19 protein-coding genes are annotated in these 17,686 nt (G+C 69.8%); 11 read left to right on the forward strand and 8 right to left on the reverse strand.

Going from position 1 to position 17,686, the window contains the following annotated elements; translation table 11 throughout:
• Positions 1-12: 12 nt before the first annotated feature.
• Positions 13-1,536: a S8 family serine peptidase gene (locus H4N64_RS09600; RefSeq protein ID WP_186281761.1), complete on the reverse strand. Its 1,524-nt coding sequence runs from the start codon at positions 1,534-1,536 to the stop codon at positions 13-15.
• A 300-nt stretch (positions 1,537-1,836) separates the two neighbouring features.
• Between H4N64_RS09600 and H4N64_RS09605 the strand changes: the two genes are divergently transcribed.
• The 3 genes from H4N64_RS09605 to moaA all read left to right on the forward strand — a co-directional run bounded on the left by H4N64_RS09605 (position 1,837) and on the right by moaA (position 4,948).
• Complete coding sequence (locus H4N64_RS09605; RefSeq protein WP_186281762.1) at positions 1,837-2,193, forward strand: DUF485 domain-containing protein; 357 nt, start codon at positions 1,837-1,839, stop codon at positions 2,191-2,193.
• Positions 2,190-3,812 (forward strand): solute symporter family protein, encoded by a 1,623-nt coding sequence (locus H4N64_RS09610; protein WP_186281763.1) that lies wholly within the window; start codon positions 2,190-2,192, stop codon positions 3,810-3,812. Before H4N64_RS09605 ends, H4N64_RS09610 begins: the two co-directional genes overlap by 4 nt.
• A gap of 146 nt (positions 3,813-3,958) precedes the next feature.
• The gene (gene moaA / locus H4N64_RS09615; RefSeq protein WP_336246672.1) at positions 3,959-4,948 is read left to right on the forward strand and encodes a GTP 3',8-cyclase MoaA; all 990 of its coding nucleotides are present in this window, start codon (positions 3,959-3,961) and stop codon (positions 4,946-4,948) included.
• Positions 4,949-4,952: 4 nt separating this feature from the next.
• Here the strand turns inward: moaA and H4N64_RS09620 are convergent, their stop codons facing one another.
• The gene (locus tag H4N64_RS09620) at positions 4,953-5,171 is read right to left on the reverse strand and encodes a hypothetical protein (protein WP_186281764.1); all 219 of its coding nucleotides are present in this window, start codon (positions 5,169-5,171) and stop codon (positions 4,953-4,955) included.
• 213 nt (positions 5,172-5,384) lie between these two features.
• Complete coding sequence (locus tag H4N64_RS09625; RefSeq protein WP_186281765.1) at positions 5,385-5,783, reverse strand: DUF3099 domain-containing protein; 399 nt, start codon at positions 5,781-5,783, stop codon at positions 5,385-5,387.
• Positions 5,784-6,028: 245 nt separating this feature from the next.
• On the opposite strand from H4N64_RS09625, the gene H4N64_RS09630 reads away from it, so the two are divergent.
• Entirely contained in the window at positions 6,029-6,307 is a 279-nt protein-coding gene (locus H4N64_RS09630; RefSeq protein ID WP_186281766.1) for a GlsB/YeaQ/YmgE family stress response membrane protein, read from the forward strand.
• Between the two features lie 61 nt (positions 6,308-6,368).
• Here the strand turns inward: H4N64_RS09630 and tyrS are convergent, their stop codons facing one another.
• The 3 genes from tyrS to H4N64_RS09645 form a co-directional block, all read right to left on the reverse strand.
• Positions 6,369-7,637 (reverse strand): tyrosine--tRNA ligase, encoded by a 1,269-nt coding sequence (gene tyrS, locus H4N64_RS09635; RefSeq protein ID WP_186281767.1) that lies wholly within the window; start codon positions 7,635-7,637, stop codon positions 6,369-6,371.
• Positions 7,638-7,680: 43 nt separating this feature from the next.
• Positions 7,681-9,072 (reverse strand): metallopeptidase TldD-related protein, encoded by a 1,392-nt coding sequence (locus tag H4N64_RS09640; protein ID WP_186281768.1) that lies wholly within the window; start codon positions 9,070-9,072, stop codon positions 7,681-7,683.
• 82 nt (positions 9,073-9,154) lie between these two features.
• A complete protein-coding gene (locus H4N64_RS09645) occupies positions 9,155-10,678 on the reverse strand; it encodes a metallopeptidase TldD-related protein (RefSeq protein ID WP_186281769.1) in 1,524 nt (507 codons plus the stop codon).
• A gap of 244 nt (positions 10,679-10,922) precedes the next feature.
• Between H4N64_RS09645 and fabG the strand changes: the two genes are divergently transcribed.
• The 3 genes from fabG to H4N64_RS09660 all read left to right on the forward strand — a co-directional run bounded on the left by fabG (position 10,923) and on the right by H4N64_RS09660 (position 12,912).
• Complete coding sequence (gene fabG, locus H4N64_RS09650) at positions 10,923-11,627, forward strand: 3-oxoacyl-[acyl-carrier-protein] reductase (protein ID WP_186281770.1); 705 nt, start codon at positions 10,923-10,925, stop codon at positions 11,625-11,627.
• Between the two features lie 5 nt (positions 11,628-11,632).
• Positions 11,633-12,400 (forward strand): enoyl-ACP reductase FabI, encoded by a 768-nt coding sequence (gene fabI, locus H4N64_RS09655; RefSeq protein WP_186281771.1) that lies wholly within the window; start codon positions 11,633-11,635, stop codon positions 12,398-12,400.
• Positions 12,401-12,585: 185 nt separating this feature from the next.
• On the forward strand, positions 12,586-12,912 hold the full coding sequence (locus H4N64_RS09660; RefSeq protein WP_186281772.1) for a hypothetical protein: 327 nt from the start codon (positions 12,586-12,588) through the stop codon (positions 12,910-12,912).
• On the opposite strand, the gene H4N64_RS09665 is transcribed toward H4N64_RS09660, so the two are convergent.
• Positions 12,893-13,582: a FadR/GntR family transcriptional regulator gene (locus H4N64_RS09665; protein ID WP_186281773.1), complete on the reverse strand. Its 690-nt coding sequence runs from the start codon at positions 13,580-13,582 to the stop codon at positions 12,893-12,895. The two genes, H4N64_RS09660 and H4N64_RS09665, sit on opposite strands and share 20 nt — an antisense overlap.
• A gap of 70 nt (positions 13,583-13,652) precedes the next feature.
• Between H4N64_RS09665 and H4N64_RS09670 the strand changes: the two genes are divergently transcribed.
• The 4 genes from H4N64_RS09670 to H4N64_RS09680 all read left to right on the forward strand — a co-directional run bounded on the left by H4N64_RS09670 (position 13,653) and on the right by H4N64_RS09680 (position 16,088).
• Positions 13,653-14,942, forward strand: coding sequence for a CynX/NimT family MFS transporter (locus H4N64_RS09670; RefSeq protein WP_186281774.1), 1,290 nt, complete (start codon positions 13,653-13,655; stop codon positions 14,940-14,942).
• A gap of 49 nt (positions 14,943-14,991) precedes the next feature.
• The gene (locus tag H4N64_RS44915) at positions 14,992-15,111 is read left to right on the forward strand and encodes an SGM_5486 family transporter-associated protein (RefSeq protein ID WP_260859621.1); all 120 of its coding nucleotides are present in this window, start codon (positions 14,992-14,994) and stop codon (positions 15,109-15,111) included.
• 186 nt (positions 15,112-15,297) lie between these two features.
• Positions 15,298-15,504 (forward strand): hypothetical protein, encoded by a 207-nt coding sequence (locus H4N64_RS09675; protein WP_186281775.1) that lies wholly within the window; start codon positions 15,298-15,300, stop codon positions 15,502-15,504.
• Between the two features lie 65 nt (positions 15,505-15,569).
• Positions 15,570-16,088: a SixA phosphatase family protein gene (locus H4N64_RS09680; protein ID WP_186281776.1), complete on the forward strand. Its 519-nt coding sequence runs from the start codon at positions 15,570-15,572 to the stop codon at positions 16,086-16,088.
• Between the two features lie 88 nt (positions 16,089-16,176).
• Here the strand turns inward: H4N64_RS09680 and serB are convergent, their stop codons facing one another.
• On the reverse strand, positions 16,177-17,388 hold the full coding sequence (serB, locus tag H4N64_RS09685; protein ID WP_186281777.1) for a phosphoserine phosphatase SerB: 1,212 nt from the start codon (positions 17,386-17,388) through the stop codon (positions 16,177-16,179).
• Between the last annotated feature and the right edge of the window lie 298 nt (positions 17,389-17,686).

A 17,686-nucleotide genomic window follows, 5' to 3' on the forward strand; every position in this document is an offset into this window, starting at 1 on the left:
CTCGTCCGTCGCTCACTTGACCGCGCGCAGCGCGTTGACGATGCCGAAGCCGTAGAAGCCGTTCACGCGCGTGTCGCCCTCGCACACCGCGTCCTGCGTGCCGTCGCCGTTCTGGTCGTAGGACTCGGGGCAACCCGGGTTGTCCGCCTGCGCCTTGAGCATCGCCTGGAGCTGGGACCCGGTCGCCCACGGGTGCTTGGACTTCAGCAGCGCGGCCACACCGGCGGCGTGCGGCGAGGCCATCGAGGTGCCCTGCAGGAAGGCGTACTGCCCATTGGGCATGGTCGACAGGATGCGGCCGTTCTTCGAGGGCGTGTCGGGTATCTGGTAGAGCCGGTCGCCGCCCGGCGCCGCGACGTCGACGACGCCCTTGCCGTACGAGGAGTAGTACGACTTGAGGTTCTGCACGCCCGTCGCGCTGACCGTGACGATGCCCGGAAGCTGGGTCGGCACGTCGAAGCACTCGTGCGGGTCGATGGTGCGCTCCACCGGCGTGGAGTCGTCGGGGCTGGTGGCGTCGACGATGGCGTCCGAGTCCAGGTCGTGGTTGGAGTTGCCCGCCGAGGCCAGGTGGAGCAGGCCCTTCTGCTGGGCGTACAGCTGCGCCCGGTTGACCGCGTCGACGATGGCCCGCTGGTCCGGGTCGTCCATGCAGTTGTACAGCCACGGGTCCACGTAGTAGCTGTTGTTCGTGATCTCGACGCCGTGGTCGGCGGCGAACACGAAGGCGCACACGACGCTCTCCGGGTAGAAGAGGCCGTTGTCCGGGTCGCTCACCTTGATGCCGGAGACTTTGATGCCCGGGGCCACCCCCGCGACGCCGATGCCGTTGCGGGCCGCGGCTATCTCACCCGCGACATGCGTGCCGTGGTAGTCGCCCGCGGTGTACGGCCGCCAGGCGCCCTCGCTGGTGTCCGCGACGCCGCCGACACAGTTGGCCGACTGGGACTTGGAGAAGTTCGGCGCGAGGTCGGGGTGGGTGTCGTCGACGCCGGTGTCGATCACGGCGACGGTCACCTTGCTGCTGCCGGGGTTGATCTTCGCTGCCTGGTCGGCGCCTATCGCGCGCAGGTCCCACTGGTCGGCCTCAAGAGGCTCGCTGTCGGGGGCGGCGGCGCTCACGGCCTGCGCGGCCTGGGCGTCGGTGAGGAACTGCGCGGCGCCCTGGTCCGTGGTGCCCGCGGCGGTCAGCGGCGCCGTACGCGTCGCACCCGCCGACTGCACCCCGCGCACCTGGCGCATCTGCTTGCCGAAGTCCGGGTTCGCCGAGTGGGCGACGATCACACCGATCTTGTCGTACGACACCACGACGGTACCCCTGGCCGTCGTGATGGCCTTCTTCACCGACTCGATGGTCCGGCGGTCCGTCGTCGTGTTGACGACGTACGCCAGGTTCGGCGCGTCCGCGGCCTGCGCGGTGGTCTCCGCGAGCGGGGCGGCCGTCGCGCCGGTCGGCAGGAAGCCGAGCGAGGCGGTCAGCGACAGCACGACGGGGACGGCCAGGGCGAGCCGGCGTCTGGAAGGCAGATGAGCCATGGGATCTCCACATCATCCGGAAACGAAACCTGCCCGAGACACAGGTGGTGCTCGGGCAGGTACATGACGGGCGTGCAGGGGCGAAGCTATCTCCCCAACTCGCTGGCCAGCAATGACTTACAGCAGGTGAGTTCGGAAAGAAGTCCGCCCGGTTGAACCGGTCCTCGCGTGGCGCCGTGACGTTGAACAGGGGGCGCGAGCACCATCGAGCCCCCCGGTAACCCCTAGGAACAGAGCCGTCACATGTCCGTACCGAACCCGTCCACTGTCGCAACAGCGCCCGCAACGCGAGGAGACTCCGTGGCTACCGACGCACCGCCCCCCTCGAAGGAGCAACACCGACTCCCCACCACCGAGGAGTTCACCGAGGTGCAGGAGAGCGCGGAGTTCGGTGAACTGCGCCGCTCCTACCGCTCGTTCGCCTTTCCGCTGACCGTCGGCTTCATCGTCTGGTACCTGCTGTACGTCCTGCTGTCGAACTACGCCGGCGACTTCATGGGCACCAAGCTGTTCGGCAACATCAACGTGGCCCTCGCCTTCGGCCTCGCCCAGTTCCTCACCACGTTCCTCATCGCCTGGTGGTACGCGCGGCACGCCAGCGCCAAGCTCGACCCCAAGGCCGACGCGATCAAGTCCCGGATGGAGGGCGGCGCATGAGCACCGCGCACACGTTTCTCGCGGCCGACGCGGCGAGCGAGCACCGCACGCTGATCATCAGCCTGTTCGCGGTCTTCGTCCTCGCGACCCTCGTCATCACCGTGTGGGCGGGACGCCAGACCAAGGACGCCGCCGACTTCTACGCGGGCGGCCGCCAGTTCACCGGCTTCCAGAACGGCCTCGCCGTCTCCGGTGACTACATGTCCGCCGCGTCCTTCCTCGGTATCGCGGGCGCCATCGCCCTGTTCGGCTACGACGGATTCCTGTACTCCATCGGCTTCCTGGTGGCCTGGCTGGTCGCCCTGCTGCTGGTCGCCGAGCCGCTGCGCAACTCCGGCCGCTACACGATGGGCGACGTCCTCGCCTACCGGATGCGCCAGCGCCCGGTCCGTACGGCGGCCGGCACCTCCACGATCGTCGTGTCGATCTTCTATCTGCTGGCCCAGATGGCAGGCGCGGGCGTCCTGGTCTCCCTGCTCCTCGGCATCTCCAGCGACGCTGGCAAGGTCGGCATCGTCGCCCTGGTCGGCGTCCTGATGATCATGTACGTCACCATCGGCGGCATGAAGGGCACCACCTGGGTCCAGATGGTCAAGGCCGTCCTGCTCATGACCGGCGCCCTGCTGCTGACCTTCCTGGTCCTGCTGAAGTTCGACTTCAACGTCTCCGACCTGCTCGGCGCCGCCTCCGACCAGAGCGGCAAGGGCGCGGCCTTCCTGGAGCCCGGACTGAAGTACGGCGCCACCGGCACCAGCAAGCTGGACTTCATCTCGCTCGGCATCGCGCTGATCCTCGGCACCGCCGGTCTGCCGCACATCCTGATCCGCTTCTACACGGTGCCCACCGCCAAGGCCGCCCGTAAGTCCGTGATCTGGGCGATCGGACTGATCGGCTCCTTCTACCTGATGACCCTCGCGCTCGGCTTCGGCGCCGCCGCGCTGATCACCCAGGAGGAGATCACCACCTCCAACAAGGCGGGCAATACGGCGGCCCCGCTTCTGGCGCTGCATCTGGGCGGCGTCGACTCCAGTTGGGGCGCCATCTTGCTGGCCACCATCTCCGCGGTCGCCTTCGCGACGATCCTCGCGGTGGTCGCGGGACTGACCCTGGCGTCCTCCTCGTCCTTCGCGCACGACATCTACGCCAACGTCATCAAGAAGGGCCAGGCCAGCGAGAAGCAGGAGGTCAGCGCCGCCCGCTGGGCGACCGTCGGCATCGGCATCGTCTCCATCGCGCTGGGTGCCCTGGCCCGCGACCTGAACGTGGCCGGGCTGGTCGCGCTCGCCTTCGCGGTCGCCGCCTCCGCCAACCTGCCCACGATCCTCTACAGCCTGTTCTGGAAGCGGTTCACCACCCAGGGGGCCCTGTGGTCGATCTACGGCGGTCTGACCACCGCGGTCGGCCTGGTGCTGTTCTCGCCGGTCGTCTCCGGCAAGCCCACCTCGATGTTCCCGGACGTCGACTTCCACTGGTTCCCGCTGGAGAACCCCGGCATCATCTCGATCCCGGTCGGCTTCCTGCTGGGCATCATCGGCACCTACCTGTCGAAGGAGGAGCCGGACAAGGGCAAGTACGCCGAGCTGGAGGTCAGGTCTCTGACCGGCACCGGCGCCCACTGAGCACGCCCCCTGAGCGGCCGCGTCGTAGATCCCTACGACGCGGCCGCGTCTTACCTCGTGGGATCGGGCTCTGTTGATGTCAGTGCGGTCACGTAGGCTCGCAAGTGACGGAAATCGAGTGCTCCGCGACGAGGGAGGGGGCCCACGTGCTCATCGACACCTACGGCCGGGTGGCCACCGACCTGAGAGTCTCGCTGACCGACCGGTGCAATCTGCGCTGCACCTACTGCATGCCCGAGGAGGGCCTGCAGTGGCTGGCCAAGCCCGATCTCCTCACGGATGACGAGATCGTCCGCCTGATCGACATCGCGGTCACCTCCCTCGGTATCGAGGAGGTCCGCTTCACCGGCGGCGAGCCCCTGCTGCGCCCCGGCCTGGTCGGCATCGTCGAGCGCGTCGCGGCCCTTGAGCCCCGTCCCCAGATGTCCCTGACCACCAACGGCATCGGCCTCAAGCGCACCGCGACCGCCCTGAAGGCGGCCGGTCTGGACCGGGTCAACGTCTCCCTGGACACCCTGCGCCCGGACGTCTTCAAGACCCTCACCCGCCGCGACCGCCACAAGGACGTCATCGAGGGCCTGGAAGCCGCCCGTGACGCGGACCTGACCCCGGTCAAGGTCAACTCGGTGCTGATGCCCGGCCTGAACGAGGACGAGGCCCCCGACCTGCTCGCCTGGGCCGTCGAGCACGACTACGAACTGCGCTTCATCGAGCAGATGCCGCTGGACGCCCAGCACGGCTGGAAGCGCGACGGCATGATCACGGCAGGCGACATCCTGGCGTCCCTGCGCACCCGCTTCGAGCTGACCGAGGAGGGCTCGGAGAAGCGCGGCTCGGCACCGGCGGAGCGCTGGATCGTCAACGGCGGCCCGCACCGCGTCGGTGTCATCGCCTCTGTCACCCGGCCGTTCTGCTCGGCCTGCGACCGCACCCGCCTCACCGCCGACGGCCAGGTCCGCACCTGCCTGTTCGCCCGCGAGGAGACCGACCTGCGCGCGGCCCTGCGCTCCGGCGCCCCCGACGAGGAGATAGCCCGCATCTGGAAGCTGGCGATGTGGGGCAAGAAGGCGGGAGCGGGCCTGGACGACCCGAGCTTCGTCCAGCCGGACCGCCCGATGTCCGCGATCGGCGGCTGAAACCTTACGGCGCGGAGGGCTCTTCCCACTCCGAGAACTTCACGACGTCCTTCAGGAACCCCCGCACCCCCAGGAACTGGGACAGATGCTCCCGGTGCTCCTCACAGGCCAGCCAGGTCTTCCGCCGCTCCGGCGTATGGATCTTGGGGTTGTTCCAGGCCAGCACCCACACAGCGGCGGCACGGCAGCCCTTGGCGGAACAGATCGGCGTCTCGTCACTCACGGATTCGTCTCACAAGGGTCCACAAAAGGCGACGCCGAGCAGCCACGGGGGGAGCTGCCCGGCGTCGGTCTGTCGCTCCGACGGGGGATGCGGAGCGCCTACGAAGTATGTCATGGGTCACCCGCCGCCCGGCACCGGAACAACACTATTGATCTGAGCTTTTCTTGAGCTTGGTGCGGAGGCGGATTCCGTTTGCCGGCCCCCCGCCCAAGGTCATTTCCGGTCATGTGTTTCGCCCGCCGCACCCGGCGTCGGGTCGGGGACCACGTCTTCCGGGACGGGTTCCGCGAAGGGCGCATCCGCCCTGGGCCCAGCGATCATCGGCCGGGTCGGCGCGGCGACGAAAGTGGAAGGAAGCGAAGGCGCGTTCTCCCGCCCGGCGTTGGCGATGACCACCGCGATGTACGGCAGGACCGCGCCGAGTACCAGGGCCACGACGGCCACGTGCCGTTCGACGTTCCACAGGGTCGCGGCGAGGATCACCGACAGCGTACGGATCGACATCGAGATGACGTACCGGCGCTGGCGCCCTCGTACATCCTCCTGGAGGCCCGTCCTGGCTCCGGTGATCCGGAATACCTGGGCGTTGCCCCCGTCGTGCTGCTTCCGCATCACATTCCACCATCCGCCCGCATCGGACTCTCCCCTGCCCGCACCCGGACCGCCCCGGGTCGGGGACCCGGGTCCGGACACCTTCCACGGTACGCCCGGCCTGCGCCGCCTACGAGACCGGGGCACCTTCCACCCGGGTGACGGGCCTCAGCCGTCCCGCGTACGGCCCCACCCGGCATGCGGCGTAGACGGTGCGGCCCGAGACTGGGCCTAATGCTCACGTCGAGCCGTACAAGGAGGCAGCCATGGGCTGGTTGTGGGCGATCATCGTCGGGTTCGTGCTGGGTCTGATCGCCAAGGCGATCCTGCCCGGCAAGCAGCACAGTCCCCTCTGGCTGACCACCATCTTCGGCATGCTCGGCGCCATCGTCGGCAACTCCATCGCCCGCGCCGCCGGCGTCGACGAGACCTCCGGCATCGACTGGAGCCGGCACGCCTTCCAGCTCGTCGCGGCGATCATCATCGTGGGAGTGGGGGACATGGCCTACATGGCGACGCTGGGCAAGAGGAAACAGCGGATCTGAGCGGACGTAACGGACGACGAAGGGGCGGCCCTCCCACGGAGAGCCGCCCCCTTCGGTGCGTCTAGACGCCGGTCACCTCGACCGCGGCGAGGTTCTTCTTGCCCCGGCGCAGCACCAGCCAGCGCCCGTGCAGCAGATCCTCCGTCGCCGGTACGGCGTCCTCGGCCGTGACCTTCGCGTTGTTCACGTAGGCCCCGCCCTCCTTCACCGTCCGCCGCGCGGCCGACTTGCTCGCCACCAGCTCGACCTCGGCGAACAGATCGACCACCGGAGCGAGCTCGGCGACCTTGATGTGCGGCACCTCGGACAGCGCCGCCGCCAGCGTGTTCGCGTCCAGCTCCGCCAGCTCGCCCTGCCCGAAGAGCGCCCTTGACGCGGCGATCACGGCTGCCGTCTGGTCGGCGCCGTGCACCAGCGTCGTCAGCTCCTCGGCCAGCGCCCGCTGCGCGGCACGCGCCTGCGGCCGCTCCTCCGTCTGCTTCTCCAGCTCTTCGAGTTCCTCGCGGGACCTGAAGGACAGGATGCGCATGTACGTCGAGATGTCCCGGTCGTCCACATTCAGCCAGAACTGGTAGAACGCGTACGGCGTCGTCATCTCGGGGTCGAGCCAGACCGCGCCGCCCTCGGTCTTGCCGAACTTGGTGCCGTCCGCCTTGGTCATCAGCGGGGTGGCCAGCGCGTGCACATTGGCGTGCGGCTCCAGCTTGTGGATCAGGTCCAGACCCGCCGTGAGGTTGCCCCACTGGTCGCTGCCGCCCTGCTGGAGGGTGCAGCCGTGCCGCCGGTACAGCTCCAGGAAGTCCATGCCCTGGAGCAGCTGGTAGCTGAACTCGGTGTAGCTGATGCCCTCTTCGGACTGCAGGCGCCGGGCGACCGAGTCCTTGGTCAGCATCTTGTTGACGCGGAAGTGCTTGCCGATGTCCCGCAGGAACTCGATGGCCGACATCCCGGCCGTCCAGTCCAGGTTGTTGACCATCACCGCGGGGTTCTCGCCCTCGAAGGACAGGAACGGCTCGATCTGCGCGCGCAGCCGGGTCACCCAGTTCGCGACCGTCTCCGGGTCGTTCAGGGTGCGCTCGGCGGTCGGGCGCGGGTCGCCGATCTGGCCGGTGGCCCCGCCGACCAGGGCCAGCGGACGCAGGCCGGCCTGCTGGAGCCGGCGCATGGTGAGGACCTGCACCAGGTGACCCACGTGCAGGCTGGCCGCGGTCGGGTCGAAACCGCAATAGAACGTGACGGGACCGTCCGCGAGCGCCTTGCGCAAAGCGTCCTCGTCAGTGGACAGGGCCCACAGGCCGCGCCACTTCAGCTCGTCGACGATGTCCGTCACGGTTCTCGTATCTCCTTAGGAGTGCTCTGGGTCAGGTACGAGGTTATACGCCCTGACTGACAGAGCTCATATTGAAGTCCGGCACCCTCAGCGCCGGCATCGCAGCCCTAGTGAACCAGTCGCTCCACTCCCTGGGCAGCGTCTTTTCCGTGCGCCCGGCCTCGGTGGCCCGGCCCAGCAGGTCCACCGGCGACTCGTTGAACCGGAAGTTGTTCACCTCGCCGGTCACCTCGCCGTTCTCCACCAGGTACACACCGTCCCGGGTAAGGCCCGTGAGCAGCAGCGTTGCCGGGTCGACCTCGCGGATGTACCACAGGCAGGTCAGCAGCAGGCAGGGCCCACCATGGTCCGTGTCGGCCACCATCTCCTCCAGGGAGCGGGCGCCGCCGCCGTCCAGGATCAGGTTGTCGATGCCCGGCGCCACCGGCAGTCCGGTCAGGCCCGCGCTGTGCCGGCTGGTCAGCAGATGCCGCAGCTCGCCCTCGTGGATCCACTCGGTGGCCGTGAGCGGCAGCCCGTTGTCGAACACCGACGAGTCGCCCCCGGAGGAGTGCGCCAGCACGAAGGGCGCCGCCTCCAGACCCGGCTCGTTCGGATCGCTGCGCAGGGTCAGCGGCAGCTCGGTCAGCTTGTCGCCGACCCGGGTGCCGCCGCCGGGCTTGGAGAACACCGTGCGCCCCTCGACCGCGTCCCGGCCCGACGCCGACCACATCTGGTAGATCAGCAGATCCGCGACGGCGGTCGGCGGCAGCAGCGTCTCGTACCGCCCGGCGGGCAGCGCGACCTTTCGCTCGGCCCAGCCGAGGCGTACGGCCAGTTCGGCATCGAGCGCCGCCGGGTCGACGTCCTTGAAGTCGCGAGTGGAGCGGCCGGCCCAGGCCGAGCGGGTGCGGTCCGGGGATTTGGCGTTCAGCTCCAGCGTCCCGTTCGGCTGGTCATGGCGCAGGCGCAGCCCTGTCGACGTACCGACGTAGGACGAGACCAGCTCGTGGTTGGCGAAGCCGTACAGCTCGCGTCCGCCGGCACGCGCGCGTGCGAAGGCCTCGCCGAGGGCCGGGGCGAAGTCGGCGAAGACCGCGGAGGAGGTCTCGGCCGGCGCGTCCGTGAAGTCCGGCGACGCCGGTACGTCGGTGACCAGCGGCTGCGCGTCCTCGGCGGGCCCGGCACCGCGCGCGGCGGCCTCGGCGGCCCGCACCAGGGGCTCCAGCTCCTCGGCGGTCACCGCGGAGCGGGAGACCACTCCGGAGGCGGTGCCCTCCATGCCGTCGACGATGGCGACGACCGTGAGCGTGCGCCCGCGCGTGACGCCGTTGGTGGTCAACGCGTTGCCCGCCCAGCGCAGATTGGCGGTGGACTGCTCGTCGGCGATGACGACACAGCCGTCCGCGCGCGACAGCTCCAGGGCCCGCTCGACGATCTCTTGCGGCTTGTTCATCGACCGGCCTCCTGCGTGGTGTTGAGACTGTGCTTTCCCGGGGGATAACCCCCGGACCCCCAGCCGAGCCTGGACTCGACGCTCATCGACCGGCCTCCTGCGTGGTGTTGAGGATGTTGACGCCCCGGAAGAGGGCCGACGGGCAGCCGTGCGACACCGCGGCCACCTGGCCCGGCTGGGCCTTGCCGCAGTTGAAGGCGCCGCCCAGGACGTAGGTCCCCGGACCGCCGACGGCCGCCATGGAGCCCCAGAAATCGGTGGTGGTCGCCTGGTAGGCGACGTCCCGCAGCTGGCCGGTGATGCGGCCGTTCTCGATCCGGAAGAAGCGCTGGCCGGTGAACTGGAAGTTGTAGCGCTGCATGTCGATGGACCAGGAGCGGTCCCCGACGACGTAGATCCCGCGGTCGACGCCGCCGATGAGATCCTCGGTGGACATCCCGGCCGGGTCGGGCCGGAGCGAGACGTTGGCCATGCGCTGCACCGGCACATGGCCGGGGGAGTCGGCGTACGCGCAGCCGTTGGACCGCTCGAACCCGGTCAGCTTCGCGATTCGCCGGTCCAGCTGGTAGCCGACCAGGGTGCCGTCCTTGACCAGGTCCCAGGTCTGGCCCTCGACGCCCTCGTCGTCGTAGCCGATGGTGGCGAGGCCGTGCTCGGCGGTGCGGTCACCGGTGACGTTCATCAGCTCGGAGCCGTACTTGAGCTTGCCGATCTGGTCGAAGGTGGCGAAGGAGGTGCCGGCGTAGGCGGCCTCGTAGCCGAGCGCCCGGTCCAGCTCGGTGGCGTGCCCGATGGACTCGTGAATGGTCAGCCACAGGTTGGACGGGTCGACGACCAGGTCGTACACGCCCGCCTCGACGCTCGGCGCGCGCATCTTCTCGGCGAGCAGCTCGGGGATCCGGGCAAGCTCGCTCTCCCAGTCCCAGCCGGTGCCCTTCAGGTACTCCCAGCCGCGTCCGACGGGCGGCGCGATGGTGCGCATCGAGTCGAACTCGCCGCTGGACTCGTCGACCGACACGGCCGTCAGCGAGGGATGCAGCCGCACCCGCTGCTGGGTGGTCACGGTCCCGGCGGTGTCGGCGTAGAACTTGTTCTCGTGCACGGTGAGCAGGGAGGCGTCGACATGGTTCACCCCGTCCGCCGCCAGCAGCCGAGAGCTCCACTCGGCGAGCAGCCCCGACTTCTCCTCGTCGGGCACGGTGAACGGGTCGATCTCGTACGACGAGACCCACGTCTTCTCGGCGTGCACCGGCTCGTCGGCCAGCTCAACCAGCTCGTCCGACCCGGCCGCCTTGATCACCTGGGCCGACAGCTTCGCCATCGCCACCGCCTGCGAGGCGACCTTGGCGACGGCGTCCATGGTCAGATCCACGCCCGAGGCGAAACCCCAGGTCCCGCCGTGCACGACGCGCACCGCGTACCCGAGGTCCGTGGTGTCCGAGGAGCCCGCGAGCCTGGCGTCCCTGAGCCGCCAGGACGCGCTGCGCACCCGCTCGAACCGGAAGTCCGCGTGCTCGGCGCCGAGCGCACGCGCGCATGCCAGCGCGGCGTCCGCCAGGGCGCGTAGGGGTAGTGCCGTGAAGGACTCGTCGATGGTATGGGGCACCTGGGTCTCTTCCTGTCGCCGTTACCGTGGTCGCTCCGATCATGTCGCGAGGGCCGGTCCTGGGACCACACGTTTGCCGTCTGCGGCCGGTTCGGTTCTGTAGGGATCCGACAGTGACTCCCACGCGCCACTGTCGGTGCCCGCTTCTCCCCGCGAGCCCCGGGACCGATAGGTTTTCGGGGAAGCCGCCTGTCATCCAGGTGTTCGGGCGGGTGTGTCAGACCGCTATCGAAAGGGTGATCCGTTGAGCCGCTCGGTTCTCGTCACCGGAGGCAACCGGGGCATCGGCCTCGCCATCGCCCGCGCATTCGCCGACGCCGGCGACAAGGTCGCCATCACATACCGCTCGGGTGAGCCGCCGGCCGGCTTCCTCGCCGTCAAGTGCGACATCACCGACAGCGAGCAGGTGGAGCAGGCCTACAAGGAGATCGAGGCCGAGCACGGCCCGGTCGAGGTCCTCGTCGCCAACGCGGGCATGACCAAGGACCAGCTCCTGATGCGCATGTCCGAGGAGGACTTCACCTCGGTCGTCGACACCAACCTCACGGGCACCTTCCGCGTCGTCAAGCGCGCCAACCGGGGCATGCTGCGGGCCAAGAAGGGCCGCGTCGTGCTGATCTCGTCCGTGGTCGGGCTGCTCGGCTCCGCGGGTCAGGCGAACTACTCCGCCTCCAAGGCCGCGCTCGTCGGCTTCGCGCGTTCCCTCGCCCGTGAGCTGGGTTCGCGCAACATCACTTTCAACGTCGTCGCGCCCGGTTTCGTGGACACCGACATGACCAAGGTGCTCACCGACGAGCAGCGCGCGAACATCGTGTCGCAGGTCCCGCTCGGCAGGTACGCGCAGCCGGAGGAGATCGCCGCGACGGTGCGGTTCCTCGCCTCGGACGACGCCTCGTACATCACTGGAGCCGTCATCCCCGTTGACGGCGGACTGGGAATGGGTCACTGATCACCATGAGCGGAATTCTCGAAGGCAAGCGCGTCCTGATCACCGGTGTGCTGATGGAGTCCTCCATCGCCTTCCACGCCGCCAAGCTGGCCCAGGAGCAGGGCGCCGAGATCATTCTCACCGCCTTCCCGCGGCCCACGCTGACCGAGCGCATCGCCAAGAAGCTCCCCAAGCCCACCAAGGTCATCGAGCTCGACGTCACCAACGACGAGCACCTTGCCCGGCTCGCCGACATCGTCGGCGAGGAGCTCGGCGGCCTCGACGGCGTCGTGCACTCCATCGGCTTCGCCCCGCAGGACGCCCTCGGCGGCAACTTCCTGAACACGCCGTTCGAGTCGGTCGCCACGGCCATGCACGTCTCGGCGTACTCCCTGAAGTCGCTGACCATGGCCTGCCTGCCGCTGATGCAGAACGGCGGCTCGGTCGTCGGCCTCACCTTCGACGCCCAGTACGCCTGGCCGCAGTACGACTGGATGGGCCCGGCCAAGGCCGCCCTGGAGGCCACCAGCCGCTACCTCGCGCGTGACCTGGGCAAGCAGAACATCCGCTGCAACCTCATCTCCGCGGGTCCGATCGGCTCCATGGCCGCCAAGTCCATCCCCGGCTTCAGCGACCTGGCCGCCGTGTGGGACAGCCGCTCCCCGCTGGAGTGGGACCTGAAGGACCCGGAGCCGGCCGGCAAGGGCATCGTCGCCCTGCTGAGCGACTGGTTCCCGAAGACCACGGGCGAGATCGTCCACGTCGACGGCGGCCTGCACGCCATCGGCGCGTGACGCCGCCGCTCGGCCTCGGCTGACCACGAGGGCCTCGCACCTGGCCGGTGCGGGGCCCTCGGCGTGTCTGTCGGGCGTCGCTCGTTCGGCCTATCCGATCGGGCGGAGCGGCACGGTAACTGCGCACTCTGGATTACGCGTTCACCACGCGTTCCCTCCCCAGCACGGCCGAGGAGGTCCCCCTTGTGCGACTGTCCCGCAGCCTCGCCCCAGTGACCGTCGCCGTCGCCCTTGTGATGTCCCTGCCGTACGGGGCTGCACCGCACGCACGCGTGGCGGAGCCGTTCGGCTCCGAGTGCCGCACCCGCGTGCAGGGCTCCCAAGTGATCGCCTACTGCCACAACCCCTACGCCGACGCGGACCGCGTACGCCTGCACATCGAGTGCAGCCGGTGGTGGGACCTCGACACCGACAGCTCCCCGATCGACACCGGCCCGGCGGCGACCGTACGGCTCACCGGGCGCTGCTGGAAGGAGGTCCGCTCGGTGTGGGTCAGCCACCAGAAGCCGTGAACTTTCCCGGGCGGCACTGGAACGGATAGCCGGCCGCCTCCTCGGCTGCGGTCGTCGCGTCGCCCGCGCGGATCGCGTCCAGCAGTCGGGTGTGGTCCATGTACGTCTCCGGAGTCAGCTCCTCGCCGACGTCCTCGCGCAGCCAGTCCCGCAGTACCTCGCCCAGGTCCGCGTACATCGCCGTCATGGCGTCGTTGTGGGACGCGGCCACCACCGCGAGATGGAAGGTGGCGTCGGCCGCCACGAACGCCTCCGCGTCGCCCGACGCCCAGGCCTCCTCACGCCGTACCAGCAGCGCGTCCAGCTGCTTGAGGTCCCTCTCGGTGCGCCGCTCGGCGGCCAGCTTCGCGGCGCCCGACTCCAGCGTGGAGCGCAGCTCGGCGATGTGCCGCGGGTCGGCGTCGGCGAAGCGGCGGTGCATCACCCCGGCCAGCTCGCTGGTCGCCACGACATAGGTGCCCGACCCCTGGCGGATGTCCAGCAGGCCGTTGTGGGCGAGGGCGCGGACGGCCTCGCGGACCGTGTTGCGGGCGACGCCCAGCTGCTCGACCAGCTCCGGCTCGGTCGGGATACGGGAGCCGACCGGCCACTCGCCCGAGGTGATCTGGTTCCGCAGCGCGGCGATGACCTGTTCGGACAGCGCGGAACGGCGTTGCTGGCTCAGGGGCATGGCACACCTTCGCACGGGAGGGGCGGCCGGACGAAGCCGGGGGATGGACAATCATTCATCCCATGATTCTATGATGGGCCTCATGGTGAGCGAGGAAACCCGGACGACGAATCCCACGACCGTACGCAGCCCGGCCCGGGTGACCGACGAGCCCCCGGTGTCGTCCACGCGCGCGTGGACGACGCGCCTGATCGTCCTCGGCATCGTGCTGGCCGCGCTGAACCTCCGCCCCGCCATCACCAGCCTCGGCGCCCTCCTGGAAGAGGTCCGCGACGGCCTCGGCATGAGCGGCAGCGTGGCCGGGCTGCTCACCTCCGTACCCCCGCTCTGCTTCGCCGTCTTCGGCGTCATGGCACCCCGTCTCGCCCGTCGCTTCGGCCCCGGTGCCGTCGTCTGCGCGGGCATGGTCGCGATCACGGCAGGGCTGCTGATCCGCCCCTACGCGGGCGGCACGCCCGGCTTTCTGGCCGCCAGCGCCCTCGCCCTGATGGGCATCGCGGTCAGCAACGTCCTGATGCCGGTCATCGTCAAGCGCTGGTTCCCCGACCGCGTCGGCTCCATGACCGGCCTGTACTCGATGGCCCTCGCCCTCGGCACCTCGACCGCGGCGGCCGTCACCGTGCCGATGACGGACGCGCTCGGCGGGAACTGGCAGTCCGGGCTCGCGGTGTGGGCGGGCCTGGCCGCGGCGGCCGTACTGCCGTGGATCCCGTTCGTACGGGACCGGCGGCCGAAGTCGGCCGAGCAGGCGCCCGCGCGTGAGGATGCGCCCGCGCTGCGGATCACACGCAGCCGTACCGCCTGGGCGCTCGCGGTGTTCTTCGGGCTCCAGGCCACCGCCGCCTACATCACGATGGGCTGGATGGCGCAGATCTTCCAGGACGCGGGCGTGCCCGCGAGCACCGCCGGGCTGTTGCTGGCCGTCACCATGGTGATGGGCGTGCCCCTGGCCTTCGTCATCCCGCGCGTCGCCACCCGCCTGCCGCACCAGGGCCCCATCGCCCTCGCGCTCGGCGTCTGCGGCCTTGTCGGATACGCCGGGCTGTACTTCGTGCCCGCCGCCGGCGCCTGGGCCTGGGCCCTGCTGCTCGGCGTCTCCAACTGCGCCTTCCCGCTGGCCCTGACCATGGTCGGGATGCGGGCCAGGACCGGCGCGGGCGTCGTCCAGCTGTCGGCCTTCGCGCAGAGCACCGGCTATCTGATCTCCATCCCGGGCCCGCTCCTGGTCGGCGTGCTCTACCAGCACAGCGGCGGCTGGGGGCTGCCGATCGCCCTGATGACCGCCCTGATGATCCCGCAGATGGCGGTAGGCGTCCTCGCGGGACGCAATCGCACGGTCGAGGACGAGGCCGCCCGCTGAGCCGTACCCCGGAGGGCCGCCTCCGGGCGGCGGGTGCGAGACTTGCCGTATGTCGCCAGTGCTCGACCCGAACCCGCAGAACGGCCAGAAGAAGATGCTCCTCGTCTTCGGCTCGTTCTTCGCCATCTTCGTGATCATCGCTATCATCGCGACGATCGCCTCGCCGTGACCGAGGGGCCCGGCTCACGCCGATGGTGGGGCTAGCCCCACCATCCCCTAGGGGGCGAGTGTCAGGGTCAACTGGGTGGATCACCGGATGGGTTGAGGGCCGCGGATTCCGTAGCTTCGTGTTGTGACCGCGAGACGCGGACCACGCAGCAGGTTCCCGGCCACTCGAAGACCCGCGGAGGCACCCATGTCGGCCCCTACGCACACCCCGCCCCACCCGGCACGCCGGGGTGGCGTCGACATCCGGCTGCCGTGGTGGGCCCTCGCCCTGCCCGTGCTCGCCTTCGGCACCCTGCTGGTGCTGATACTCGACCCGGCCGAGGCGCACGCCGCGAGCGCCGACCCCGCGATCACCCAGCTCTTCGAGCGCGTGCAGCAGCTGATGGCTCGCTGAGCAGCGATGCGGCCACCGGTCAACTCCCTGAGCCCCATGGCGTGTTTCATGCGAAGCTGGGACGCATGAGCGTCGCTGAACCCCGCAGGATTGTCCTCTTCCGGCATGCGAAAGCCGACTGGCCACAGGTGACCGACCATGAGCGGCCGCTCGCCGATCGGGGGCGTATGGACGCCGCCGTCGCCGGACGCAAGCTCGCCGACACCGGTGTCCCCTTCGATCTGGCCCTGTGCTCCACCGCGACCCGGACCCGCGAGACCTGGAAGCTCGCCGTCCAGGAGTTCCCGCATCGGCCGAAAACCGTCTACGAGGAGCGGATCTACGAGGCCTCGCCCGGCGAGCTGATCGCCGTGCTCAACGAGACCCCGGACGAAGTGCGCAGCGCCGTCCTCATCGGCCACAACCCGGGTGTCCAGGGCCTCGCCGACGTCCTGCCCGGCTCGGCCGAGGAGGACGCCCGCAGCCGGATGAGCCGCCGCGGCTTCCCGGCCGCCGCCTTCGCGGTGCTGACCTTCACCGGCTCCTGGAAGGCTCTGGAACCGGGCGTGGCCAAGCTGCTCGACTACTGGGCGCCGTCGGAGTGACCCATTCCGCGTGAAAGGGGCCCGACGCCGGGCCCCTTTTCGGCGTGCCGAGGGCTCGGTCCTGCCGAAGGCTCAGCGTGCCGAGGGCTCAGTCCTCATCGTCGTGCATGTCCGCGGCCTCGACCTCTTCGCGGGTGACGCCCAGCAGATAGAGCACCGTGTCGAGGAACGGCACGTTCACCGCGGTGTGCGCGGCCTCCCGCACCACCGGCTTGGCGTTGAAGGCGACCCCAAGACCGGCCGCGTTCAGCATGTCCAGATCGTTGGCGCCGTCACCGATCGCCACCGTCTGCGCCAGCGGTACGCCCGCCTCGGCGGCGAAGCGGCGCAGCAGCCGCGCCTTGCCCGCGCGGTCCACGATCTCGCCGGTGACCTTGCCGGTCAGCTTGCCGTCGACGATCTCCAGGGTGTTGGCCTGGGCGAAGTCCAGCCCGAGCCGCTCCTTCAGATCGTCCGTGACCTGGGTGAAACCGCCGGAGACGACGCCGACTTGGTAGCCGAGCCGCTTCAGCGTACGGATCAGGGTGCGCGCGCCCGGCGTCAGCCGTACCTCGCTGCGCACCTTGTCCACGACCGAGGCGTCGAGCCCCTCCAGAAGCGCCACGCGCGCGTGCAGCGACTGTTCGAAGTCCAGCTCCCCGCGCATCGCCGCCGCTGTCACCTCGGCGACCTCGTTCTCGCAGCCCGCGTGCGCGGCGAAGAGCTCGATCACCTCGTCCTGGATCAGCGTGGAGTCCACGTCCATCACGACCAGGCGCTGCGCCCGCCGGTGCAGGCCAGCGGCGACCACCGCGACATCGACACCGAGCTTCGCCGCGTCGGTCACCAGAGCGGTGCGCAGCGGCTCGGTCTCCACCCCGGACACCGCGAACTCGACGGCCGTCACGGGGTACTTGGCGAGCCGGAAGATACGGTCGATGTTGCCGCCGGCGTGGGTGATCTTTGCGGCGATGGCGGACGTGGCCTTCGCGGTGAGCGGATGCCCGAGCACGGTGACCAGGGAGCGGCCGAGCCCGCGCGGGCGGTTGTCGCCGAGCCCGGAGATGATCTCGGCCTGCATCTTCATGGACTCCGCCCAACTGTGGACGGTGGCCCGCAGATCCCCTTCGAGACCGCGGGGCGGCTCGGTCACGAGCGCGCACAGGACGATCCGGCCACGGGTGACGACCTGCTCGATGTCGACCACGTCGACGGAGTAGGCGGCGAGGGTGTCGAAGAGTCCGGCCGTGATGCCCGGCCTGTCCTTCCCGAAGATCTTGACGAGAAGGGTGGGGACGTCGGAGGTCTGCGAAGCGCTCATGGTGCTTCCACCGTATCCGGCACCGAGTGCCTTGCGCCCCGCTGGTCCGCCTAGCGGACAGGGAACACTGGGTGTCGACCCGGTGGCCCACGCCTTACGCGGCGATCAAGTCTCGGCCGTTCCCCGTGTCCCGCACCCCTCAGCCGGGCCCCTTGGGCCGCCGCGGCGGCGCGGGAGGTGGCGGAGGTGGAGGCGGCGGTGGTTCCTTGCCCCGTCCCTTCGGGGCCCGGTCTCCGGGCCGCCCTCGGCCGGACCAGCGCGCCGACCGCGGTGGCGGGCCGATCGGCCGGACCACGGT

It is taken from the genome of Streptomyces cupreus (genome assembly GCF_014257025.1).
Lineage (GTDB): Bacteria > Actinomycetota > Actinomycetes > Streptomycetales > Streptomycetaceae > Streptomyces > Streptomyces cupreus.